Source organism: Thioreductor micantisoli, assembly GCF_055392745.1.
The window spans coordinates 982,066-1,004,137 of record NZ_AP043760.1; the positions used below are offsets into that span (position 1 = coordinate 982,066).

At 27.4% G+C, this 22,072-nt stretch carries 25 protein-coding genes and 1 pseudogene; 12 read left to right on the top strand and 14 right to left on the bottom strand.

Going from position 1 to position 22,072, the window contains the following annotated elements; all coding sequences use genetic code 11:
* Positions 1-190: 190 nt before the first annotated feature.
* Positions 191-1,066, bottom strand: a pseudogene (locus ACZ5OA_RS05170) (BamA/TamA family outer membrane protein); the annotation flags it as partial.
* A gap of 15 nt (positions 1,067-1,081) precedes the next feature.
* Positions 1,082-2,377: an outer membrane protein assembly factor BamA gene (gene bamA, locus ACZ5OA_RS05175; RefSeq protein WP_464906814.1), complete on the bottom strand. Its 1,296-nt coding sequence runs from the start codon at positions 2,375-2,377 to the stop codon at positions 1,082-1,084.
* Positions 2,378-2,498: 121 nt separating this feature from the next.
* On the opposite strand from bamA, the gene ACZ5OA_RS05180 reads away from it, so the two are divergent.
* The 4 genes from ACZ5OA_RS05180 (at position 2,499) to ACZ5OA_RS05195 (ending at position 6,503) form a co-directional block, all read left to right on the top strand.
* On the top strand, positions 2,499-3,332 hold the full coding sequence (locus ACZ5OA_RS05180) for a prephenate dehydrogenase (RefSeq protein WP_464906815.1): 834 nt from the start codon (positions 2,499-2,501) through the stop codon (positions 3,330-3,332).
* A 99-nt stretch (positions 3,333-3,431) separates the two neighbouring features.
* The gene (locus ACZ5OA_RS05185; protein ID WP_464906816.1) at positions 3,432-3,971 is read left to right on the top strand and encodes a gamma carbonic anhydrase family protein; all 540 of its coding nucleotides are present in this window, start codon (positions 3,432-3,434) and stop codon (positions 3,969-3,971) included.
* 8 nt (positions 3,972-3,979) lie between these two features.
* Positions 3,980-6,145, top strand: coding sequence for an endonuclease MutS2 (locus ACZ5OA_RS05190; RefSeq protein WP_464906817.1), 2,166 nt, complete (start codon positions 3,980-3,982; stop codon positions 6,143-6,145).
* Between the two features lie 100 nt (positions 6,146-6,245).
* Positions 6,246-6,503, top strand: coding sequence for an RNA recognition motif domain-containing protein (locus ACZ5OA_RS05195; RefSeq protein WP_464906818.1), 258 nt, complete (start codon positions 6,246-6,248; stop codon positions 6,501-6,503).
* Between the two features lie 11 nt (positions 6,504-6,514).
* Here the strand turns inward: ACZ5OA_RS05195 and ACZ5OA_RS05200 are convergent, their stop codons facing one another.
* Complete coding sequence (locus ACZ5OA_RS05200; protein WP_464906819.1) at positions 6,515-6,904, bottom strand: Hpt domain-containing protein; 390 nt, start codon at positions 6,902-6,904, stop codon at positions 6,515-6,517.
* A 3-nt stretch (positions 6,905-6,907) separates the two neighbouring features.
* A complete protein-coding gene (locus ACZ5OA_RS05205; protein ID WP_464906820.1) occupies positions 6,908-8,161 on the bottom strand; it encodes a homoserine dehydrogenase in 1,254 nt (417 codons plus the stop codon).
* Between the two features lie 56 nt (positions 8,162-8,217).
* Here ACZ5OA_RS05205 and ACZ5OA_RS05210 point away from each other — a divergent pair, with 56 nt between their 5' ends.
* Genes ACZ5OA_RS05210 through ACZ5OA_RS05220 form a run of 3 tightly spaced genes read left to right on the top strand, consistent with a single transcriptional unit; the run spans position 8,218 to position 10,214 of the window.
* Positions 8,218-8,559 carry a hypothetical protein gene (locus ACZ5OA_RS05210; RefSeq protein WP_464906821.1) on the top strand — a complete coding sequence of 114 codons (342 nt, stop codon included), beginning with the start codon at positions 8,218-8,220 and terminating at the stop codon, positions 8,557-8,559.
* Positions 8,560-8,567: 8 nt separating this feature from the next.
* Positions 8,568-9,662, top strand: a complete 1,095-nt coding sequence (gene dapE, locus ACZ5OA_RS05215) for a succinyl-diaminopimelate desuccinylase (protein WP_464906822.1) — start codon at positions 8,568-8,570, stop codon at positions 9,660-9,662.
* Between the two features lie 27 nt (positions 9,663-9,689).
* Positions 9,690-10,214, top strand: coding sequence for a hypothetical protein (locus ACZ5OA_RS05220; protein WP_464906823.1), 525 nt, complete (start codon positions 9,690-9,692; stop codon positions 10,212-10,214).
* Between the two features lie 11 nt (positions 10,215-10,225).
* Here ACZ5OA_RS05220 and queA read toward each other — a convergent pair whose 3' ends face one another.
* The 3 genes from queA to gatC are packed head-to-tail and all read right to left on the bottom strand — an operon-like array spanning position 10,226 to position 12,591.
* On the bottom strand, positions 10,226-11,233 hold the full coding sequence (gene queA / locus ACZ5OA_RS05225) for a tRNA preQ1(34) S-adenosylmethionine ribosyltransferase-isomerase QueA (RefSeq protein WP_464906824.1): 1,008 nt from the start codon (positions 11,231-11,233) through the stop codon (positions 10,226-10,228).
* A complete protein-coding gene (locus ACZ5OA_RS05230) occupies positions 11,233-12,303 on the bottom strand; it encodes a type IV pilus twitching motility protein PilT (protein ID WP_464906825.1) in 1,071 nt (356 codons plus the stop codon). Before ACZ5OA_RS05230 ends, queA begins: the two co-directional genes overlap by 1 nt.
* Positions 12,304-12,306: 3 nt before the next feature.
* Positions 12,307-12,591: an Asp-tRNA(Asn)/Glu-tRNA(Gln) amidotransferase subunit GatC gene (gene gatC, locus ACZ5OA_RS05235; protein ID WP_464906826.1), complete on the bottom strand. Its 285-nt coding sequence runs from the start codon at positions 12,589-12,591 to the stop codon at positions 12,307-12,309.
* A gap of 54 nt (positions 12,592-12,645) precedes the next feature.
* Between gatC and hemL the strand changes: the two genes are divergently transcribed.
* The gene (gene hemL, locus ACZ5OA_RS05240; RefSeq protein ID WP_464906827.1) at positions 12,646-13,926 is read left to right on the top strand and encodes a glutamate-1-semialdehyde 2,1-aminomutase; all 1,281 of its coding nucleotides are present in this window, start codon (positions 12,646-12,648) and stop codon (positions 13,924-13,926) included.
* Positions 13,926-14,234 (top strand): AtpZ/AtpI family protein, encoded by a 309-nt coding sequence (locus tag ACZ5OA_RS05245; RefSeq protein ID WP_464906828.1) that lies wholly within the window; start codon positions 13,926-13,928, stop codon positions 14,232-14,234. Before hemL ends, ACZ5OA_RS05245 begins: the two co-directional genes overlap by 1 nt.
* Positions 14,235-14,306: 72 nt before the next feature.
* Here ACZ5OA_RS05245 and ACZ5OA_RS05250 read toward each other — a convergent pair whose 3' ends face one another.
* Genes ACZ5OA_RS05250 through ACZ5OA_RS05270 form a run of 5 tightly spaced genes read right to left on the bottom strand, consistent with a single transcriptional unit; the run spans position 14,307 to position 16,416 of the window.
* Positions 14,307-14,930, bottom strand: a complete 624-nt coding sequence (locus ACZ5OA_RS05250; protein ID WP_464906829.1) for a CHAD domain-containing protein — start codon at positions 14,928-14,930, stop codon at positions 14,307-14,309.
* Between the two features lie 23 nt (positions 14,931-14,953).
* Positions 14,954-15,376, bottom strand: coding sequence for an rRNA maturation RNase YbeY (gene ybeY, locus ACZ5OA_RS05255; protein ID WP_464906830.1), 423 nt, complete (start codon positions 15,374-15,376; stop codon positions 14,954-14,956).
* 14 nt (positions 15,377-15,390) lie between these two features.
* Entirely contained in the window at positions 15,391-15,699 is a 309-nt protein-coding gene (locus ACZ5OA_RS05260) for an iron-sulfur cluster assembly protein (protein WP_464906831.1), read from the bottom strand.
* Positions 15,700-15,709: 10 nt separating this feature from the next.
* Positions 15,710-16,198, bottom strand: a complete 489-nt coding sequence (locus ACZ5OA_RS05265; protein ID WP_464906832.1) for an HIT family protein — start codon at positions 16,196-16,198, stop codon at positions 15,710-15,712.
* A 2-nt stretch (positions 16,199-16,200) separates the two neighbouring features.
* Positions 16,201-16,416 carry a hypothetical protein gene (locus tag ACZ5OA_RS05270; protein ID WP_464906833.1) on the bottom strand — a complete coding sequence of 72 codons (216 nt, stop codon included), beginning with the start codon at positions 16,414-16,416 and terminating at the stop codon, positions 16,201-16,203.
* A 52-nt stretch (positions 16,417-16,468) separates the two neighbouring features.
* Between ACZ5OA_RS05270 and recR the strand changes: the two genes are divergently transcribed.
* Entirely contained in the window at positions 16,469-17,029 is a 561-nt protein-coding gene (gene recR / locus ACZ5OA_RS05275; RefSeq protein ID WP_464906834.1) for a recombination mediator RecR, read from the top strand.
* 227 nt (positions 17,030-17,256) lie between these two features.
* Here the strand turns inward: recR and ACZ5OA_RS05280 are convergent, their stop codons facing one another.
* Positions 17,257-17,886, bottom strand: a complete 630-nt coding sequence (locus ACZ5OA_RS05280) for a HesA/MoeB/ThiF family protein (protein WP_464906835.1) — start codon at positions 17,884-17,886, stop codon at positions 17,257-17,259.
* Entirely contained in the window at positions 17,868-19,166 is a 1,299-nt protein-coding gene (locus ACZ5OA_RS05285; RefSeq protein ID WP_464906836.1) for an adenosylmethionine--8-amino-7-oxononanoate transaminase, read from the bottom strand. Before ACZ5OA_RS05285 ends, ACZ5OA_RS05280 begins: the two co-directional genes overlap by 19 nt.
* Positions 19,167-19,235: 69 nt before the next feature.
* On the opposite strand from ACZ5OA_RS05285, the gene ACZ5OA_RS05290 reads away from it, so the two are divergent.
* Together ACZ5OA_RS05290 and ftsA are read left to right on the top strand one after the other, a co-directional pair.
* Positions 19,236-20,708: a SurA N-terminal domain-containing protein gene (locus ACZ5OA_RS05290; RefSeq protein WP_464906837.1), complete on the top strand. Its 1,473-nt coding sequence runs from the start codon at positions 19,236-19,238 to the stop codon at positions 20,706-20,708.
* A 9-nt stretch (positions 20,709-20,717) separates the two neighbouring features.
* The gene (gene ftsA, locus ACZ5OA_RS05295; protein ID WP_464906838.1) at positions 20,718-22,052 is read left to right on the top strand and encodes a cell division protein FtsA; all 1,335 of its coding nucleotides are present in this window, start codon (positions 20,718-20,720) and stop codon (positions 22,050-22,052) included.
* The last annotated feature ends 20 nt before the right edge of the window (positions 22,053-22,072 follow it).

Consider the following 22,072-nt stretch of genomic DNA (forward strand, 5'->3'; position numbering starts at 1 on the left):
TTATAGTGAGATTTATTTAAATAATTTATCTTATTATTTCTTAACACTTCAAAAAGCTAAAAAGTGTCAGCGCAAGCGCCCTATAGGTTTAAGTACACTTTTTTAACGCTTTTTTTCGTTAAAATTTGCAGTTATTTCGTTTATTTAGTCATTACCTTAATATAATCTTTTAAGTTGGATTTGGTATTACTTAAAAAGATGTACCTATAGAAAACTCAAATTTTCTTAAATCATCACCCTCTTTTGAACCTACAGGTAATGCATAAGTAAGATCTAATGGTCCAACCGGAGTTATCCAATCAAAAGATATCCCATAAGAACTTCTTGTAATATCAAATGAAGTTTTACCAATACTTCCATTATCAACAAATGCACTTAACCACATTTTCTTTTTTAAACTAACTGGAACTGATGCTTCTATACTATTTGAAAACATTCTATCCCCACCAATATTATCTCCATCACTATCTTTTGGAGAAATACTTCCCGTCTCATAACCTCTTACACTTCCAAGTCCACCAAGATAATATCTTTCACTAATTGGAGTATAACCTACTTCTTTTAGATAACCAAATCTAAATTTATATTTCAAAATAGTCATAATTTCAAATTTATCTTCTAATGAATAGAAAAATTTACCATAAATACTGTTTTTAAAGAAATTTTGTGTTCCACCAAGTCCTGCATAAGTCAAACTAATACCTGCATCGATACCGTGTTGAGGGAAAAATCTATCATCAGTTGAATTATAAGCAATTCCTGGAGTTAGATAACTTTTTGTAGAATTTTCTCTATAATCATCTTCTACTGTATCTTCAATATCACTCAAATGAAGTTTTTCATATCCATATGTCAAAAAGGCTCTACTATGTCTTGTAATTCCTCTACCACTTGTTACTGATATACCTTTTTTTGCACTAGTATATGAAGTTGCTTCAAATTTGGTGTTATAAATATTAGTTGAAAGTGAATATTTACTATCATGAACAGCAGGATTTGAAAGATTTATGTTATATGTAGTTGATAATGATGATTTATCTATTGAAAAATTCACTGATTGTCCACTACCAAAAACATTTCTCTAAGTCATACCTAAATTAACACCAAATTTAGAATAAGAGTTATAACTGATCCCTGCTTTTAAACTTCCAGTAAGACCTTCTTTTACATTTATAATAATTTTCATATGAGAATCATCTATTTTAACTTCTTTTAATTTAACATCATCAAAATATCCACTTCTTTTAAGTGCATTAATACTATCTTCTTTATCTGTAAGTGAATATAAATATCCAGGAGCTAAATAAACATTTCTTCTAATAACTCTATCTAATGTTTTAGTATCTCCACTGATTATTACATCACTAATATAAACTTTATTTCCAGGAATAACTTTGTAAATAACATCTACAGTTGAACCATGTTTTTTAATGTTAGGATAAACAACAGCATAAGCATATCCCTTATCTGCAACAGCCCTTTTTAACATTTTTATATCTTTTTTAACTCTCTTAATGTTAAAATAATATCCTTTTAATAAAAGTAAGTCATTTTGATATTTTTTAGTATCAATTATACCACTTGGTATATCTATTTTTATAGATGAAACTTCATATTGATTTCCCTCATGAATTTTATATTCAAGTTCAGCTTTATTATTATCAAAATTTGCTAAAAACAATGGATGAGACACTTTAACATCCAAATATCCTTTTGATAAATAATATTCTCTAAGAGTTTGGGGATCTCGTAACAAACCTTGAAGTGAAAAATCTCCCGCTTTCCTAAAAGGAAGCCATCCTAAAATATCTCTATCTACATCTTTAATATTATCTTTTATATCGCTAATAGACTCTTTTTTTACACCATAAAATTTTAATTTATCAATTACAATTGAATGACCTTTATTTAAAGTTATGGTTAATACTATTCCATTTCCTTTCTTTTTTGTATCAAAAAAGACAACTGTATTAAATCTACCTTTTGCATCATAATAACTTGTAATCAAATTTTTAAGTTTTTTTAATTTTGCTTCAGAAAAAATTTCCCCTCTTTTTATTTTAGTTTTAAGTATTTTTTTTAAATCTTCACTCATATTTTCATATTTTATATTCAAAATTTCAGGTTTTTCTATAAATTCAAACTTTAAAGTTCCATTTTCAAAATTAGCTTTAATATTTTTAAAATATCCATAAGAATAAAAATTTTTAATTGTTTTATCTACTTTTTGATAATCTATATAATCATCTTTATGTAAAAGTGAGATTTGCTTTGCACTAATAACAGATAAATGTTTTAAACCTGTAAATTCAACTTTATCTATTTGGTTATTCGTTGCAAAAAGCATTAATGGTGCTAAAAATAGTATTTTCTTCATAATAATAATTTCTCCTACTTAGTTAGTAATCATAATTAATTACTTTTTATCAAGAATTATATCAAAATTTGCTATAATCCTAATTAAAAATCATCTTTTTTAGATATTTGAAGGAAAATTTATGATTTTAGGTATTATTGGACTAGGTCTAATGGGAGGAAGCTTTGCTTTAAGTTGCAAACAAAATTATAATTTTACAAAGATAGTAGGAGTTGACCATAATAAAGAGCATTGTAAAATTGCCTTAGAATTGAATTTAATTGATGAAATTATAGAATTTGATGAACTAAGTAAATGTGATGTAATAGTCATTTCTGTTCCTATTTGTGCAATTATTTGTACGCTAAAAAAATTATCAAAAATGAATTTAAAAGAAAATGTAACAATTATAGATTTTGGATCAACAAAAGAAGAAATAAGTAAAAAATGCCCTACAAATATCAGAAAAAATTTCATTCCATCTCATCCAATGGCTGGAACTGAATACTCAGGACCGGAGGCTGCTTTACCTAACTTATTTGAAAATAAAGTAATGGTTGTTTGTAATATAGAAGAAAGTGGAGAATATCAAGTTAATTTAGCTTTAGATATTTATAAAAGTATAAAAATGAATATCAAAATTATGAATGCACACGAACACGACAGACATGCAGCTTTTATATCTCATATGCCTCATATCGTAAGCTATTCATTGACTAACTCTGTTTTAAAACAAGAAGATAAAGATCATATAGTAACACTTGCTGCTGGTGGATTTAGAAGTATGGCCCGCTTAGCTAAAAGTAATCCAGCTATGTGGAAAGATATATTTGAAAGTAATGAAAAAAACTTACTGAATGCAATTGATGCTTTTAGTAAAGAATTAAAGTTAGCAAAAGAATTAATTGAAAAAAAAGAGTATGATGAATTATATAAATGGATGAAAGAAGGTAATAAATTACATGAAATTTTGTAAAAAGGATATATTATGATAATTTTTATGCTTAAGTTACATTTAATCGAATTTATAAAAAGCCATAAAGATTTAATAAATAAAATTTTTTAAAGGAAGCAAATGTTATTAAAATATAAAAATGATTTTCCAAAAATAGATAAAACTGCTTGGATAGCACCAAGTGCTGATGTTGTAGGTGATGTAGAGATTGGAGAAGATAGTTCAATTTGGTTTGGATGTGTAGTAAGAGGAGATGTTCATTTTATAAAAATAGGTAAAAGAACTTCAATACAAGATATGTCAATGATTCATGTAACACACTTCAAAAAAGAAAAAATTATAGGAGATGGAAATCCAACAATTGTTGGAGATGATGTAACAATTGCTCATAAAGTTATGCTCCACGGATGTGAGATTAAAAATGCTTGTTTAATAGGAATGAGTGCAACTATTTTAGATGGTGCGGTAATTTCAGAAGAGAGTATAGTTGGGGCTGGAAGTTTAGTAACTAAAAATAAAAAATTTCCACCAAGAAGTCTAATTATAGGAAGCCCTGCAAAAGTTATTCGAAAATTAACTGATGAAGAAGTAGCAGGAATTTATGCAAATGCAAAACATTATGTAACATATAAGAATAATTATATAAATACAATTCAGTAAGGAACTAAATGATAAAAAAATTAGATTTACAAGATTATATAAACTCTTTAAAATCACTTTTTGCAAGAAGTAAAGATTTTATTTTAGAGGGAGATATAAATGTTCATTATAAATATATTCAAAAACTTCAAAAATATGATTATATTTCGCCAACCCAGACAATTAAATTAGATGAACAATTAATTAGAATTAAAAAACAGGGAATCTTATCCCATAAAGAAATTTTTGAATTTATTAAAATTATAAACTATTTTAAATATTTAAAATCTAGAAAATGGAGTGATTTAGAAGAGTGGTTTAGTAAAATATTAATCCCAGAAGAAATTGAAAATATAGTAAAAAAATATGACAAAAAAGGGAATTTAACAGGAATTGAAGAGCTTGAAAATATCAATCAATTAATTTCGCAAAATAGAAGTAATATTCGTCAATCTTTATATAAAGTTGTAAACTATTCCAAACTTAGTAGCTATTTAGTGGATAGACAAATTCATCTTGTAAATGATGAAGAGTGTGTAATGCTTAGAGGTGGATTTAATAGAGTTTTAAAAGGTGAAATAGTTGGAAGAAGTTCAAATGGATATTTTTATGTATTTCCAAACGAAATTTCAAGATTCAAAGATAAAGAAAGTGAATTATTAAGTAAAAAAGAAGAAATAGAATATCAATATGCAAAAGAATTTAGTGGAATTTTTACCAAATGGAATAAATTCTTAAGTTTTATAAATAAAGAATTTGATAGATTTGATTCATATAATGCCAGAATTAATTTAGCAAAAGGAAAAAATCTAGAATTTATCCTACCTAAAAAAGATAAAAAAATAGTCCTTAAAAATTTCTGTCACCCTGCTCTAAAAAACTGTAAAAGTGTTGATTTGGAATACAATAAAAATATTTTACTTATAACAGGAGTAAATGCTGGTGGTAAAACGATGCTTTTAAAATCCATCTTGACATCTGCTTTTATGGCTAAATATTTACTTCCTATGAAAGCACATCCAAATTCACATATAGGACATTTTAAAAATATCATAGCAATCATTGATGACCCACAAAGTGTAAAAAATGACATTTCTACATTTGCGGGAAGAATCAAAGAATTTGCTAAATTATTTAATTCTAAAGATGCTTTAATCGGAGTGGATGAGATAGAGCTTGGAACTGATGCAAATGAAGCAGCAAGTCTATTTAAAGTAATTATTCAAGAACTAATCAATCAAAAAATTGTAATTACAACTCACCACAAAAGATTAGCTTCACTTCTAGCAAATGATGAAAGAGTAGAACTTTTAGCGGCTATTTATGATGAAGAAAAACAAAAACCAACATATGAATTCATTCAAGGGACTATCGGAAGAAGTTATGCTTTTGAAACTGCTTTGAAATATGGAATTCCTGCAAGAATTGTGGATAAAGCTAAAAAAGATTATGGAGATGATTTAGAAAATTTAAATTTATTAATTGAAAAAACATCCAAACTTGAACTTGACCTTAAACTTAAAAACAGAAAAATTAATGAAAAACTTGAAGATATTCAAAAAACAGAAGAATCTCTAAAATATCAAAAAGAAGAGTTTAATAAAAATATAGAGCAAGAAAAACTTAAGCTATTAAAAGAGTATAATGAAGCTATAAAAGTAGCCAAAGAAGCTCAAAAAGCAAAAACACAAAAAGAGTTTCATCAAAAACTAAATGAAGCAAACTCTAAAAAATCTCAAATTAAAATCAAAAAAGAAAAGACAAATGAAAAAATAGAAATTGGAAATAATGTAAAATATTTCAATTCCAAAGGAATAGTAGTTTCAATATCTAATAAAAATGCGATTATTGATGTGGATGGTAAAAAAATAACTGCGCCACTTAATGCACTAAAAAAATATATTAAAACTAAAAAAGTTAGAAAAGTATCATTTAACAAACCAAGACCTTCCAAAATAGATATAAAACTTGACTTACATGGAATGAGATATGAAGAAGCTATGGAAAAAGCAGATAAATTTATAAATGATGCACTTTTGGCAGGTCTAAATGAAATAATGATTTATCATGGAATGGGAAAAGGTATTTTAGCAGCCGGAATTAAAAATCTCCTTAAAAGTCATCCATTGGTTAAAGAATTTTTCCCAGCACCACCAAATATGGGTGGATATGGAGCAACTGTTATTAAATTATAAAATTTTTACTCAAAATTTGATTTTTTATGATATACTTCTATCACTAAAGAAAGAAACTTCGGTTTCTGTGTTTAGAATTTATTATAAAGAGAATTAGAACATGAACATTTATGTTGGAAATTTGGCTTACAGCCTAACAGAAGATGATTTAGCAAACGAATTTGCTAAATTCGGTGAAGTAACTAGTGCAAAAATTATCGTTGACAGAGAAAATAACGATAGAAGTAAAGGTTTTGGATTTATCGAAATGAGTGATGACGCAGCTGCTCAAAAAGCAATTGAAGAACTTAACGGTAAAGAATTAGACGGAAGAAACTTAAGAGTTAACGAAGCTAAACCAAGACAACCAAGATATTAATATCATTAATACTAATATCCTTTTGGGATATTTAGTATTTTTGGATTAATTGAAGATAATTCCCCATTTTTCATAATCTCATCGTACCATTTTCCCAATTGACTACTTGCTATAAATAACCAATCAATTAATTCATCTGTTGACTTATCTTTTTTACGAGCACTTTCTAATACCTCTTCAACTAATTTTGCAAATATATTTACCCTATTTAATTTTAAAAACGCAGTAGCAGATTTTAGAGAATGAAAAATTCTAAAAAGATCATTTATAGAATTTTCATAATCATCATTTAATCTTTCAATCACTAAATCAATATCATCTATTATATAATCCCATTGATTCAAAAATTCTTCTACTATGTCTGAATCATTTTCTTCATTTAATTTATTTAAAATTCCCATATTCTATTCTTCAATTCTAATCAGATTAACAGGTTTTTTGACAAATTTTAATTTTTCTATCTCTTCTATTGAATTTTGAATATCTTTTTCGATTGCTTGATGAGTTGAAAGAAGTATTTTTACAAATTTATTTCCTTGTTTTTGAAGAAAATTATTAATTGATATACTATTTTTTGCAAAAATTGATGCTACTTTTTCAAGTACTCCAACCTCATCACTTACTGCAATTCTTAAATAATATTTACTTTTAATCTCATTTCTATCTCTTAATTTAAAATCCCCATTTTCTAATGGTTTTTCATATCCAAGCATAGGTGCATTACTTCCTCTTACAATTGAAATAATATCACTAATTACAGCACTTGCAGTTGCATCACCACCAGCACCTGCTCCATAATATAAAGTTTCCCCTACTTTATCACCAACTACACTAATAGCATTCATAACACCTTCAACTTTTGAAATCATTTGTTTATTTGGTACAAGTGTTGGATGAACTCTAAGCTCTATAAAATCTCCATCTTTTTTTGCAATTCCTAAAAGTTTAATTTCATAACCAAACTCTTTTGCAAAATCCATATCCATGGTATCTATATTTTCAATACCTTCTATTAAAATATCATCTGGTTTCGCGTCAATATTATAAGCAATACTTGCTAAAATAAGCAGTTTATGTGCTGCGTCAAATCCACCCACATCAAAAGTAGGATCAGCTTCAGCATAACCAAGTTTTTGTGCTACTTTTAAAATCTCATCATATTTTGCACCTTCTTTCATTTCAGTTAACATATAGTTACAAGTTCCATTTATAATTCCTTTGATTGATTCTATATGATTAGCACTAAGTCCTTCTCTAAGAGCCTTAATTATAGGAATTCCTCCTGCTACACTTGCTTCATATTCAAAAGGTTTATTAGTCATTCTTTGAAGCTCAAATCTATGATAAGCAAGAAGAGCTTTATTTGCAGTTACTACAGATTTTCCATTTTCAATAGCACTTTTAACTACTTTATAAGCTTCCTCTACTCCACCCATAAGTTCAACTACAACATCAATCTCAGGATCAGTTGTAACATCTAAATAATTATCACTCAGTTTAATATTTACATCTCTTTTTTTATTAAGATTTCTAACTATTCCAGTTTTTACGACTATCTCTTTACCACTTCTTGCACGAATTATATCTTTATTATCTTCCAAAATTTTAACTACACTTTGTCCAACTGTTCCAACTCCAACTATTCCTATTTTTATCATAAATCTACCTTTTTCTTTTTTATGCTATAATTATATCAAAAAAGGATAATAATATAATGAAAAAATATTTAGTAGGATTAGGAATTCTGGGATTACTTTTTACAGGATGTACACAAGAACAAAAAAACAGAATTTCAAGAGGTGTCCAAAATTGGACTGGTGTAAATGGAGTTTTAGATATTTATAATGGAGGAAAACTTGTAAGAAGATTTATCAAAATAAATAAATTAACTACTGCAACTGCAACAAGTGGAACAGAATCAAGAGCTTATAGATATGGATATGGATATATAGACTCAAATTTGAATTATAAAGTAGATAAAGATGAAAAAAAAGTATATTTTGAAATAAGTAACTATTCTACTCAATATATATTTTATGAAAATCCTACAAAATAAGAATAAATATGACAATGATAGAACTTTTTACAAAACTTTTAGAATTTAAATCAATTACACCAAATGATGATGGTGCTATGGAGTTTATAAAAGAATATTTAAATGAATACGAACAAATAGAAATAAATAAAAATGGTGTTAAAAATCTATTTTTATACAAAAAATTTAGTGAAGGCGAACATTTATGTTTTGCTGGACATATTGATGTTGTTCCTCCTGGAGAGGGTTGGGAGACTGATCCTTTTACTCCAACTATAAAAGATGATATAATTTATGCAAGAGGAGCGCAAGATATGAAAAGTGGAGTAGCTGCTTTTTTATATGCTCTTAAACATACGAAAAACTTCAATGGAACTCTTAGCACTATTATTACAAGTGATGAAGAAGGAGATGCTAAATTTGGAACTATTGAAGTTTTAAAATATTTAAAAGAGAAAAAGTTTTTACCTGATTATGCAATTGTGGCAGAACCGACTTGCGAAAAAGAGTTTGGAGATGCTATAAAAATAGGTAGAAGAGGAAGTATAAACGGAGTTTTAAAAGTTACAGGGAAACAAGGGCACGCAGCTTATCCAGAAAAATCAATAAATCCTATTCATCAAGTTGCAAAAGTTTTAGATAAAATTGCTGGAGTTGATTTGGATAATGGAGATGAGTATTTTTCACCAAGCCAATTTGTAATTACAGATATTCGCTCAGGAATGGAAGTTACAAATGTAACCCCAGGAGAGCTGAAAATGATGTTTAATGTTAGAAATAATACTCACACTTCAAAAGAAGATATCAAAAATTTTGTACAGAAATATTTTAAAGATATGAATTATATATTAGAACTAAATCAAAGTGCAAAACCATTTGTTACAAATCCAGCTTCTAAAATAGTTCAACTATTAAATAAAGCTATTACAGAAAAAACAAATATAAAGCCAAAACATTCAACTGCTGGTGGAACAAGTGATGCTAGATTTTTAGCAGAATTTGGAGTCAAAACCGTGGAATTTGGTGTTGTAAATGATTCAATTCATGCTCCAAATGAAAATACAAAACTAAAATATGTAGAGAAATTAACAAAAATTTTTCAACATACGATAAATGAATTTTGATATAATTAGATTAAAAAAGGAAATGAAATGAAAAAATTATTAATTGCAACTGCTTTAACAACAAGTATATTATGTGCCGAAAATTTTACAAATTTACAAACTACAAATTCAACACTTTTTGTAAATGCACAAGCACAAATATTACCATCTCAACCAATTTATGTAAGAGGTGGATATTTAATAAACAAAAATAAACATAATTTTGCATATGCTGGAATAAAAAGTGAAGGAAATTTATTAGGAGATGATTCTTCTATTGTAGCTTCACTTTTTATAGATGGAGTTTATACAAAAGATAATAGTGCTATACCAATCGGTATAGGAGCATCAACTTATTTACCATTTTTCCAAGTGCCTACTTTTATAAGAGGTGAAATAGAATATGCTCCATCAATTTTAAGCTTTAATAAAGCAAATAGATTTTTAAAAGGTACTGCTGAAATAGGAGTACAATTTATTAAAAATGCAGAAGCTTTTGTGGGATATAGAAATATTTCTTTTAATCATCTTTATAACAATGCAATATATGTAGGAGTTGGATTTAATTTCTAATCCCTCTCCTTTTAAATAATTAACATCGCATCTCCATAACTATAAAATCTATATTTTTTATTTATAGCTACTTCATAAAGGTCTAATGCTTTTTCTCTACTAATAAACGCACTTACAAGCATAATCAGAGTTGATTTTGGAAGATGAAAATTAGTAAGTAAATTATTTACTCTAATTGGCTTGTTTTGTGGATGAAGAAACAGATCGCATTCACCAAAAAGTTTTTTTTCTCTTGCATAATATTCAATAGTTCTTGTGGCCGTTGTCCCAACTGCCGTAATTTGAGTATCACTATCCAAAATTTTAGCAGTAAGCTCAGGAATGTCAAAAAATTCAGAATGCATAGGATGTTCAAGTATATTTTCAACTTCAACTGGCTTAAATGTTCCAGCTCCTACATGCAAAGTTAAAAAACTTTTATTTTTTATTTTTTCTAAAAGTTCATCTGTAAAATGTAGCGATGCAGTAGGTGCCGCTACAGCTCCAGGATTTTGGGCAAAAACAGTTTGATATTCATTAACATCGAGTTGTTCATCTTCACGATTTATGTATGGTGGAAGTGGAATATGACCTATTTCATTCAAAATTTCAACCAATTCTAAAAAATCAATTTTTTTATCATTTTGATAAAATTCAACTAACCTACTTCCATCTTCATTAAGCCCTCTTACAACTGCTTTTAAATTTTTTTCAAAAAACAGTTCAGTATCAACTTTTACTTTCCCTCGAATATAAACTAAAAACTTATCTTTAAATGGACGATTTAAAAGAAGTTCCATCTTTCCACCTGTCTTTTTTTGTCCAAAAATACGAGCTTTTACCACTTTTGTATCGTTAAAAATAAAATGAGAATCCCCTATAAAATCTAATATTTTATCGAAAGTTGTATGAGTTATCTTATCATTTTTTCTATCATAAACTAATAATTTTGCTTTATCCCGTGGAATTGCAGGATAAGCCGCAATTAATTCTTTTGGCAATGTATAATTATAACTTTCTACTAATAAATTTTTATCCATTAAATAGCCATTAGTGCTTTTTTAAGCTCATCAACTTTAGTTGAAAATTCTAAAGCAGTTTCTTTGTCAATAAGCCCTTCTTTTACAAATTTAACTAAAACCTGAGTTTGTGTCTGCATTCCTGTTTGGGTTTGATTAAGTTGCATTTGAGAATATAATTGATTAATCTTATTTTCTCTAATTAAGTTTGAAACAGCTGGGTTATTTAGAAAAATTTCATGAACAGCAACTCTTCCTCCTCCAATTTTTGGCAAAAGTGCTTGAGCAATAACTCCTACTAATCCCATTGAAAGTTGTGATCTAATTTGCCCTTGTTCTCCTGCAGGAAAAACATCAATAATTCTGTTTAGTGTTTGAACAGCACTATTTGTATGAAGTGTTCCAAACACAATATGCCCTGTTTCTGCTGCTGTAATAGCTGCACCAATAGTCTCTCTATCTCTCATTTCTCCAACCAATATAACATCCGGGTCTTCTCTAAGTGCATATTTGATCGCATTAGCAAATGATTTGGTATCTTTTCCAACTGTTCTTTGAGAAATTAAAGATTTTTTATGTTGATGAACAAATTCTACTGGATCTTCCATTGTAATAATATGTTTATGATATGTTTCATTTATCTCATTAACCATAGCAGCTAATGTTGTTGATTTCCCGCTTCCTGTAGGACCGGTAACTAAAATCAACCCTTTTTCTCTTCTTGTAAGTTGTTTAAAAATATCAGGAGCATTTATTTCATCTAAACTAAGAGGTCTTTCTGGAATAATTCTAAAAGCTGCTGCTAAACTTCCTCGTTGATAGTAATAATTTGCCCTAAATCTTGCTGTTCTAGGTATTTCAAAAGCAAAATCAAGCTCTAATTTCTCTTCAAGATAAGCTTTATCTTTTTCCGTTAATACGGAATAACAAAGTTTTAATGTATCATCTGATTCTAAATTTGGTAAATTTAGAGCTTGAAGCCTTCCGTCAATTCTAAGCTCTGGTGGAGCACCTACAACAAGATGTAAATCTGAAGCTTTATATTGAACAATTTGTTTAAGAAGTGTTTCTAATGTATAATTTAATGCCATTTTTTATCCTTCTATAATTTTTGGAACTATGAAATAATTTCCTTCAGTTTTTGGTGCATTATCTAAAATTGTTTTTATAGCATTATTATTTACTGGAATATCTTCTCTCATTGGAGTTGCTAAATTTAATACATTAAAAGTTGCTTCTGCATTATTAGTATTAACTTCTTGTAAAATTTCTACAAATTCTACAATTTGATTTAAATCATCAATCATTCCATCTCTATTTTCTACTTTCATCATTGATAATTTTTCAAGTTTTGCCAAAAGTTTATCATCTATTTTCATTATTTTATCCTTTTTGATATAATCATTTAATTATTTTACCAAAAAAGGAAGAAAATGAACAGAGAAAATAGCAAAAAACTATTTAAAAATGCACAAAAATATATAGTTGGAGGTGTAAATTCACCAGTTAGGGCATTTCAAAGTGTTGGTGGAACACCTGTTTTTATAAAAAAAGGTAAAGGTGCATACATTACAGATGTTGATAATAATAAATATTTAGATTATATTCAAAGTTGGGGGCCATTAATTTTTGGCCATTGTGATAAAGATATTGAAGAAGCTATAATTGAAACTGTAAAAAATGGAACAAGTTTTGGAGCTCCTACTGAAGTTGAAACTACACTTGCGAAAGAAGTTTTAGAACTTTTCCCTCATTTAGATAAAATAAGATTTGTAAGTAGCGGTACAGAAGCTACAATGAGTGCAATTAGAGTTGCAAGAGGAGTAAGTGGAAAAGATGATATTATCAAATTCAAAGGTGGTTATCACGGGCATAGCGATAGTCTTTTAGTTAGTGCTGGAAGTGGCGCGGTAACTTTTGGAAGTCCAAGTAGCCCAGGAGTTCCAACTGATTTGACAAAACATACACTTTTGGCTGATTATAATGATATCCAATCAGTTAAAAAATGTTTTGAAGCTGGAAATGTAGGTTGTGTAATTATTGAACCAATTGCTGGAAATATGGCTTTATTACCAGCTGACAAAGAGTTTTTACTTGAACTAAGAGAATTATGTACAAAAAACAGTGCTATTTTAATTTTTGATGAGGTTATGAGTGGATTTAGAGCAAATCTTAAAGGAAGTTATGGACTTTTAGATATAGAAGCTGATATGGTGACTTTTGGTAAAGTTATTGGCGGAGGTATGCCTGTGGGTGCATTTGCTGGAAAAGCTGAAATTATGAAACAATTAAGCCCAGAAGGACCAATCTATCAAGCAGGAACTTTAAGTGGAAATCCTGTTGCTATGAGTGCAGGTCTTGCAAGTCTTAAAAAATTAAAATCAAACCCATTAATTTATGATGATTTAGAAATAAAAGCAAATGTTTTGATGAAAGGTTTTAAAGATATTTGTGAAGAAAACAGTATTCCTTTTCATTATAATGTAAGAGGAAGTATGTTTGGATTCTTTTTTAATGACAAACAACCTAAAAATTTTGATGATGTTTGTAATGGTGATGAAAAAAGATATGCAAAATTCCAAACAGAGATGTTAAATAAGGGCTTCTATTTTGCACCAAGTGCTTACGAAACTGGATTTATCTGTGTAGCTATGAGTGATTTTGATATAGATAAAACATTAGCAGCATTTAGAGAAGTTGCAAAGAGTTTATGATGGAAAAAGAACCTAAATTTAAACCAATTATAGAGGGTGCAAACAAGCTTTCTCTTGGTATTTCAATAGTTGTTGCTATTTTACTTGGAGTTGGTCTAGGTAAACTTATGCAACATTTTTTTGGTGGTTCTATTTGGTGGCTTTGGCTTGGAATTTTATGGGGAGTTGCAGCTGCTATATTAAATATTTATAAAATGTATAAAATAGTCAAAAAAGACCTTGATTCAATAAAAGATGACCCAAAATATGCTCATCAATCTTATACTGATAAATATAAAGATGATGGACTTGATAAATATGGGAAATAGAAGATTAAAATATCTTCTTGACTTTCCATCATTAAATATCTAAAAAACTAATTTAAATTATCAATTTTTCTATTATCCATTATTCTTAAAAAATTCTATTCTTATTTCATTTGCTTTTTTAATTAATTCTAACTTTTTATTTTCTTCTTTAGTAGTATTTAATCCAAATTTTTTCATAAGTTTTATACAATTATAATAATCTCTTGCTTCTCCTAACAGTTTTTGGATTTTTTTTAAAAAATTAACTAATTTTTCTTCTTTTTTACTTTCTGAGAATACATATCTACATCTTTTTATAAAAATTCTCATTTTATGCAACTCTTTATCACTCATTGATAAAAAAATTTTTTTTAATCTTTTTAAACACTTTTTTTTTGATACAAGATATTTATTATTTTCTATATTTACTATTTTACTTTCAAATCCATCTAAAAATTCAATAAATTTAACAACTTCTTTTTCTCTATGTTTATGTAAATATTTTAAAATTTCTAAATCTTCACATTTTTCAATCAACACATCATAATCTCTTATTTTATTAGATTTTTTAATCAGAAGTTTTAATCCTAAGTCATCTTTTGCATTATAATTTAAAATTGATAATTTAGATCTACAAGCAACTCTTAAATCGTGAAGAATATCTACATCATTGCTATTTTTTTTATATTTTTCAATTAGATTCAGAATTTTCTTCATGATAATACCTTTGAAACAAAAATTTAACTTTCTGTTCTAACAATCAAACTATCCGGCAAATTAAATTTTTTAATAATTTCTTCTTCTTTTTCTCTCATTTCTCCATTATCTATCTCATGGTCATATCCTGTTAAATGTAAAAGTCCATGAATTAAAAGTAATTTAAATTCATCTGCCTTTGAATGACCTAATTCATTTGCTTTTTCTATAACTTTATCAGCAGAGATTATAATACTTCCAATAGGCATATGCTCACATGCCACATCAAGAGGAAAGCTCAAAACATCCGTCGGTTTATCGATGTTTCGATACTCTTTATTAAGTTCTTGAATAGTTTTATTATCAACTACAATTAACTCAAACTCTTTATCTGTTATAAATTTTGCTATTTTTTCAAACTCTTCTAAATTGATTTCTAAATTAGTTTGATTGTTAAAGTCTATCATATTAGTTTCCTTTTTTATGCTCCACAACCTGCACTTCCACCTCTCCAATATTTTTTTTCTAATTCTAAAAATTTAGCTTTTTCATCTTCACTCATAATTCTTTCAGAATATTCAAAATCCAAACCTAAATTTTTAAGTGGAAGTTTTATTGAATTAATCAATTGATCTTTTATTGGAATATTATCAAATGGCCATGCAAAAGTTGCTTTGACTTTATTATCTTCAAAATCTATATCTTCTAGCATCCCTAAAGTCACTAAACTTGTTGAAATTGCAGGATGTTGAATACTCTCTATTGTTTGAATAATTTTAAAAAAATCCATATCTATCTCCTTATTTTTTAATTAAATATTTTTTACTTATATCTTTTATTTCTTGATATACTTTATCAAAATCACTACTGTAAACCCTCGTTTCACTAAGAGTTGTCATCATATTTGTATCTCTAATAAATCTTGGAACTAATTGCATATGAATATGCTCTGGTATTCCTGCACCTCCGGCAATTCCTAAGTTAAATCCCATATTCAAACCCTCAGCACCCCATTCCTTTAAGATTTTTACACCTTTTTGCGACATAATTGCTAAATGAGATATTTCTTTTTCGCTTAAATCTTCCAAATTTGATGTATGAATATTAGGAATAATCATAAAATGCCCTGGATTATAGGGAAATTTATTCATTACAAAAAAACAAATCTCATCTCTATAAAAGATATAATTTTCATCATCTTTGTTTGAATCTCTAATATCACAAAAAACACATCCGTTTCTTTTAGTATTATGATATTCTCTTCTCCAAGGTGCATAAAGTCTATTCATATTTATACAAGTCCTAATTCATCTAAAATCGGTAAAATTTCTTTATCATAAATTTCTCTTAATTTATTTGGAATTAAAGCCATAGCATCTTCATCGTGTTTCCATTCTTCTATTTTTTCCAAAATTGCACTTTTCTTAAGTTCATCCAATGTTGGATGCTCTTTTATCTTTTTTTGTAATCTTTCAATGTCTTCTAATTTTAATTCTCTTTTATTCATTCTTTATCCTTTTATATTTTTGATATAATTTTACCAAAAAAAGGATAACTTTTTGAAAAATTTAAAAAGTTTGAATGAATTAATTGAAAATCTTCAAGAATTACCCACTATTGGTAAAAAATCTGCCACTCGTATGGCTATGTTTTTAGTAAAAAATAAATTTACAGCTATGAAAATAGCAAATTCGATTGAAACTGCAATTACAGCAATAGGCGAATGCAAAGAGTGTGGAAATCTAAGTGAGCATGAACTTTGTGATATTTGTATGAGCCAAAGAGAAAATAAACTTTGCATTGTAGGACATTCAAAAGATATAATTTTACTAGAAGAAAATAATATTTTTAAGGGCTATTATTTTGTAATGCCAGAACTCGATAACGAAAAAATAGAAAAATTACTCAAAATGATTGTTAACAAAAAAATTGAAGAAATAATATTTGGATATACCCATTCAATAGAAAATGAAGCTAAAATAATGTATTTAGAAGAAAGACTAAAAGATAAAAAGTTGAAATTCACCAAAATAGCCCAAGGAATTCCTATGGGTGTAAATTTTGAGAATGTAGATATTACATCACTTTATAAAGCTTTTAGTGGAAGAGTTTCTATATAGGTACCAACCAAATATATAAAAAATTATAAACATTGACCTAAAACACTCAACAATAAAACAAATTTTTTAACACTACAAAAAGCTAAAAAGTGTCAACGCAAGCGCCCTTCGGGTTTGAAGCACACTTTTTTTAACGCTTTTTTTCATTAAAATTTGTAGTTATTTCGTTTATTTAGTCAATATTTTTTATCCTACATTTTTAAATTTGCTCAATGCCTGATATAAATTCACAATCCAAATTCACTTACTTTAAAACTTTTAGAAAAATCAATATAAATTAATTTATCAAACTCCACTTCCAAACCTGCTAAATATTTAGTAGCTAGCATAGCCTCAACACTTCCCACAAGCCCTACCATTGCAGGCATAACTCCTGCAACTTTATAATTATTACTAATATTAAAAATATCTAAATTTTTTTCTTTAAACAAACATACTTGCCCTATCCAGCCTTCAACTGAACTATAAAGCCAAGGAATATTGCTATTTTTGGCAAATTTATCTATTTTTTCCCTTACTTCAAAATTATCGGTACAATCAATAATCAAATTTATTTCTTTATCAAAACTATCAAATTTATCGATAAAACATTCTATATTAGTTTCACATCTATCTATTTTTTGAGCTAAAACTTTAGCTTTCTTTTCTCCTATATCACTTTTAGTAAATTGAAATTGACGATGAATATTATGAATTTCAATTTCATCAAAATCCATAATATATATGTTTTTAAGACCAATACAGCTAAGCTCAGTAGCAACTACATTTCCAAGTCCACCCGCTCCCACTATCAAAACAGACTTATTTTTGAACTCTTTTTGATTATCACCAATTAATTCTATTTGTCTTCTAAACATTTAATTCCTTCATAAGCGGTATTCATCATTTTATCAATTTCTTCATAATTTATAACATACGGAGGCATAAAATAGATTACATTTCCAAGCGGCCGGAGTAAAACTCCATTTTTAAGTCCATATTTATAGACTTCAAGTCCTGCTCTTTTCTCAAATGGATAATCAATCATTTCAATTGCTGTTATCATTCCTGTTTGACGGATTTCTTTTACATTTTTTAAACTTTTAAATTTTTGTAAATTACTCCAAATATATTTTGCTTTTTTTTGATTTTCACCAATTACATCATTTTTCTCAAACAAATCTAATGTAGCATTTGCAGCACTTATTGCTAAAGGATTTGCTGTATAAGAATGGGAATGCAAAAAAGCTTTTAATTTTGCATAATCACAATAAAATTCTTGGTAAATTTCATCAGTAGTTAATACACAGCTAAGTGACATATATCCACCAGTCAAACCTTTACTTAAACATAAAAAATCTGGTTTAATTCCAGCTTGGAAATGAGCAAACATACTCCCTGTTCTACCAAATCCAACGGCAATTTCATCAAGAATTAATTTTACATCAAATTCATCACAGAGTTCTCTTAATCCTTTTACAAACAAAGGTGAATGCATTTTCATATCTCCTGCACATTGAACTAATGGCTCAATTATCAAACTACTCACTTGTTTATGATATTTTTCAAAATATTTTCTGTCTTTACTCAAAGCTTTTTTTGCTTCTTCATCACTTTGATTCTCTGGAATTGGTAAATGAATTGATTTTATAAGTAAAGGTGCATAAGTTTTTTTATAAAGTTCTACATCTCCCACACTTAAAGCACCTATTGTTTCTCCATGATATGAATTTTTAAGTGAAAAAAATAGTTCTCTTTTTTCACCTTTATTTAAATAATAATGAAAAGACATCTTAAGTGCAATTTCGACTGCACTACTTCCATTATCAGCATAAAAAACTTTATCAAGTTTTGTAAGTTTACATAATCTCTCACTAAGCCTCACGGCTCCTTCATGTGTAAAGCCCGCAAATATTACATGTTCAAGGACATCAATTTGTTTTTTAACCGCTTCATTTATGTATTCATTTGAATGACCAAATATATTTACCCACCAGCTTGAAATAGCATCAATATATCTATTTCCTTCAAAATCTTCAAGATAAACTCCTTTTCCTTTTTTAATAGGAATGAGCGGTAAAAACTCATGATCTTTCATTTGTGTACAAGGATGCCAGTTAAATTTCAAATCTTTTTGCATAAATTCACTGTTTTTCATCTTTTACCCTTTATTTTGGTCTCTTTTTTTAATATAATATCAAAAAACTAAAACAAAAGGTTTAATTTCATGATAACTTTTATGCAAACTCATAGAAAATGGTTAATAATTACAATATGGATAGCAACTTTTGCTTTCGTTGGCGCAGGATTTGTAGGATGGGGAGCTTATAGCTATGGTAAAAAAGAAGATACAGTAGCAAAAGTAAAAGATACACAAATAAGTGTAAAAGATGTGCAAACAATTTATAATCGACTTTTTAACCAATTAAATAAAGCAATGGGTGGAAAACTAGATGAAGCAACTGCAAAACAATTTGGATTACAAAAAGCTGCATTTCAAAGAGCTTTAACAAGGGCTATTTTAATTCAATTTGCAAAAGATAACGGAATTTATATAACAAAAGAAGAATTAGCAAAAAATATTGAATTGACCTCTATATTTCAAACTAATAAAAAATTTAATAAAAAATTATACAAAAAATTTCTAGCACAAGTTAATCTAACACCAAAAGAATATGAAGCAAGTATAAGAAAAGATTTAATCTTAAACAAAATTTTATCTGCATTATCTACTCCTGCTCATAAAGTTACACTTGATACAATAGCAAGTGCCATATTTATGGAAGATAAAGTAAATGCACAAATTATAAATACACCTGGAGTAAGTATAAGCGAAAATGAACTTAAAACTTTTTGGCAAAAAAACAAAAACAATTATAAATCACAAACAACTTATGATATAGGCTATTATTATGTACCTTTAAATGCAAAAGTAACTACAGTTGAATTACATAACTATTATACTGAACATAAAGAAAATTATACAGATGAAAATGGAAAAATATTATCTTTTGATCAAGCTAAAAATAGAGTTAAACTAGATTTATTGGCAAGCAAAACAAAAAGAGATGCTATTATCACTATGAAAAAATTAAAAAAAAGTGAAATTAAATTTAATATTTCTAAAAACACTCCTATGTTAAATAACTATCTTAATACAAACTTAATGAAAAAATTAATTCAAACAAAATTTTTAAAACCTGTATTAACTAAAAAAGGATGGTTAATTGCAAAACTTATAAATACAAACAAACCTGAAGTATTAAGTTATGAAAAAGCAAAAGAATTAGCTAAAGCTAATTTAATAATTCAAAAAAGAAGAAAAGCTTTAATTAAATTAGCTCAAAATGAACTTAAAACATTCAAAGGAGTTAATTTAGGATTTATTGGAAGAGAAGATATGCAAAAAATTGCAAAAAAATTAAATATTACTATAGATGAAGCTGGAGTATTCGAACAAACTTTATTTAATTCTAAAACAGCAACAGGATATGCCTTATTACCAACAAACAATCCGAGAAAAGCTATAATATTTAAAATTACGGCACAAAAATTGCTTAATATAGCAAAATATAAAAAGTATATAAAAAATGTGGAAAATTCTACAAAGCAACTAAAACAAAATACTTTAGAACAAAATTTGATTCAAAAACTAATGAAGCTATATGAATCAGATATAAAAATGTATATGAAAATTTAAAAGGATTAAGTGTTGAAAACAATTTTAGGAATTGATATCGGTTCTTCAAAAACAGTTGCACTAATTGCAGATATAGCAGATGAAGCTACTATTACTGGAGTTGGAATAACAAAAAGTAAGGGTATCAAAAAAGGCATAATTACAAATATTGACCAAGCAGCTACTTCTATAAAACAAGCTGTGAATGATGCAAAAAGAATTGCAGGTGTTAATGTAAATAAAACAATTGTTTCTATCTCTACTGCTTACACAAAAAGCACAAAAAGTCATGGAATAGTAAATATTCCAACAAATGAAATTACTATATCTGAAATAAACAGAGCTATCCAAACTGCTCTTCATAATGCAACCATTCCTCATGAATATGAAATCATACAAGCTTTACCTTATAATTTCAAAGTTGACGATATATCTGATATTGAAGATCCTGAAGGGATGAGTGGAAGCAGACTTGAAGTATCTGTTCATATTACAATGTCTCAAAAATCGGGAATTGAAAATACTAAAAAAATGCTTAAAATTGCTGGTCTTGAAATCGAAAATATAGTTTTAACCTCTTTTGCATCAGCAATTGCAACTTTAAATGAAGATGAAGAACAACAAGGAGTCGCATTAGTTGATATTGGAGCTACTACAAGTGATCTAATAATTTTCAAAGAAAATAGTGTTAGATATACAGATTTTATAGGTATTGGGAGTTATCATATTACAAATGATTTAGCAATGGCACTTCATACTCCAATAAAAGAAGCTGAACTTATAAAATTAAATATAAACAAATATTCTGATGAAGAAATAATAGAAATTCCTTTAATTGGAGATGAAAATAATACAAAAGCTGCAAATATTTCACTTATAAAAGAAGTAATGTCAGCTAGAATTAATGAAACACTTATTATTTTAAATGATTTAGTTGAAAAAAGTAGATTAAAAGCTCAATTAACTGGTGTTGTTTTAACAGGAGGATTTGCAAATTTAGTAAATTTAAGAGAAATAGCTATTCCTATTTTTGGAAATATGTCAGTTAGAATTGCGAAACCAAAAGAAATAAATGGATTGTTTGATAATTTAAAAGCCCCTGAATTTAGCACATCTATTGGACTTGTTATATATGCATTAGGAAATCATTCTTCTTATGAAATAGATTCTAATAGAAAATTTAGATCAAAATATTCTTCAAATTCAAATATCAATACCCCTATGGAAAATGATAATGACAATATATTTAATGACAAAGAAAAACCAACAGATAAAGAAAAAATTGTAAATTTAATGGATAGAAAAAACAAAAACAATGCATCTATATTCGAAAAATTTAAAATTTGGTTAAATGGAATTTTTTAAAACAAAAAAAGGAGTTAAAA

Bases quoted from the DNA above. Each gene is read 5' to 3' on its own strand.
- bamA (WP_464906814.1), bottom strand. From the start codon at position 2,377: ATGAAGAAAATACTATTTTTAGCACCATTAATGCTTTTTGCAACGAAT.
- ACZ5OA_RS05180 (WP_464906815.1), top strand. From the start codon at position 2,499: ATGATTTTAGGTATTATTGGACTAGGTCTAATGGGAGGAAGCTTTGCT.
- ACZ5OA_RS05185 (WP_464906816.1), top strand. From the start codon at position 3,432: ATGTTATTAAAATATAAAAATGATTTTCCAAAAATAGATAAAACTGCT.
- ACZ5OA_RS05190 (WP_464906817.1), top strand. From the start codon at position 3,980: ATGATAAAAAAATTAGATTTACAAGATTATATAAACTCTTTAAAATCA.
- ACZ5OA_RS05195 (WP_464906818.1), top strand. From the start codon at position 6,246: ATGAACATTTATGTTGGAAATTTGGCTTACAGCCTAACAGAAGATGAT.
- ACZ5OA_RS05200 (WP_464906819.1), bottom strand. From the start codon at position 6,904: ATGGGAATTTTAAATAAATTAAATGAAGAAAATGATTCAGACATAGTA.
- ACZ5OA_RS05205 (WP_464906820.1), bottom strand. From the start codon at position 8,161: ATGATAAAAATAGGAATAGTTGGAGTTGGAACAGTTGGACAAAGTGTA.
- ACZ5OA_RS05210 (WP_464906821.1), top strand. From the start codon at position 8,218: ATGAAAAAATATTTAGTAGGATTAGGAATTCTGGGATTACTTTTTACA.
- dapE (WP_464906822.1), top strand. From the start codon at position 8,568: ATGACAATGATAGAACTTTTTACAAAACTTTTAGAATTTAAATCAATT.
- ACZ5OA_RS05220 (WP_464906823.1), top strand. From the start codon at position 9,690: ATGAAAAAATTATTAATTGCAACTGCTTTAACAACAAGTATATTATGT.
- queA (WP_464906824.1), bottom strand. From the start codon at position 11,233: ATGGATAAAAATTTATTAGTAGAAAGTTATAATTATACATTGCCAAAA.
- ACZ5OA_RS05230 (WP_464906825.1), bottom strand. From the start codon at position 12,303: ATGGCATTAAATTATACATTAGAAACACTTCTTAAACAAATTGTTCAA.
- gatC (WP_464906826.1), bottom strand. From the start codon at position 12,591: ATGAAAATAGATGATAAACTTTTGGCAAAACTTGAAAAATTATCAATG.
- hemL (WP_464906827.1), top strand. From the start codon at position 12,646: ATGAACAGAGAAAATAGCAAAAAACTATTTAAAAATGCACAAAAATAT.
- ACZ5OA_RS05245 (WP_464906828.1), top strand. From the start codon at position 13,926: ATGGAAAAAGAACCTAAATTTAAACCAATTATAGAGGGTGCAAACAAG.
- ACZ5OA_RS05250 (WP_464906829.1), bottom strand. From the start codon at position 14,930: ATGAAGAAAATTCTGAATCTAATTGAAAAATATAAAAAAAATAGCAAT.
- ybeY (WP_464906830.1), bottom strand. From the start codon at position 15,376: ATGATAGACTTTAACAATCAAACTAATTTAGAAATCAATTTAGAAGAG.
- ACZ5OA_RS05260 (WP_464906831.1), bottom strand. From the start codon at position 15,699: ATGGATTTTTTTAAAATTATTCAAACAATAGAGAGTATTCAACATCCT.
- ACZ5OA_RS05265 (WP_464906832.1), bottom strand. From the start codon at position 16,198: ATGAATAGACTTTATGCACCTTGGAGAAGAGAATATCATAATACTAAA.
- ACZ5OA_RS05270 (WP_464906833.1), bottom strand. From the start codon at position 16,416: ATGAATAAAAGAGAATTAAAATTAGAAGACATTGAAAGATTACAAAAA.
- ACZ5OA_RS05280 (WP_464906835.1), bottom strand. From the start codon at position 17,886: ATGTTTAGAAGACAAATAGAATTAATTGGTGATAATCAAAAAGAGTTC.
- ACZ5OA_RS05285 (WP_464906836.1), bottom strand. From the start codon at position 19,166: ATGAAAAACAGTGAATTTATGCAAAAAGATTTGAAATTTAACTGGCAT.
- ACZ5OA_RS05290 (WP_464906837.1), top strand. From the start codon at position 19,236: ATGATAACTTTTATGCAAACTCATAGAAAATGGTTAATAATTACAATA.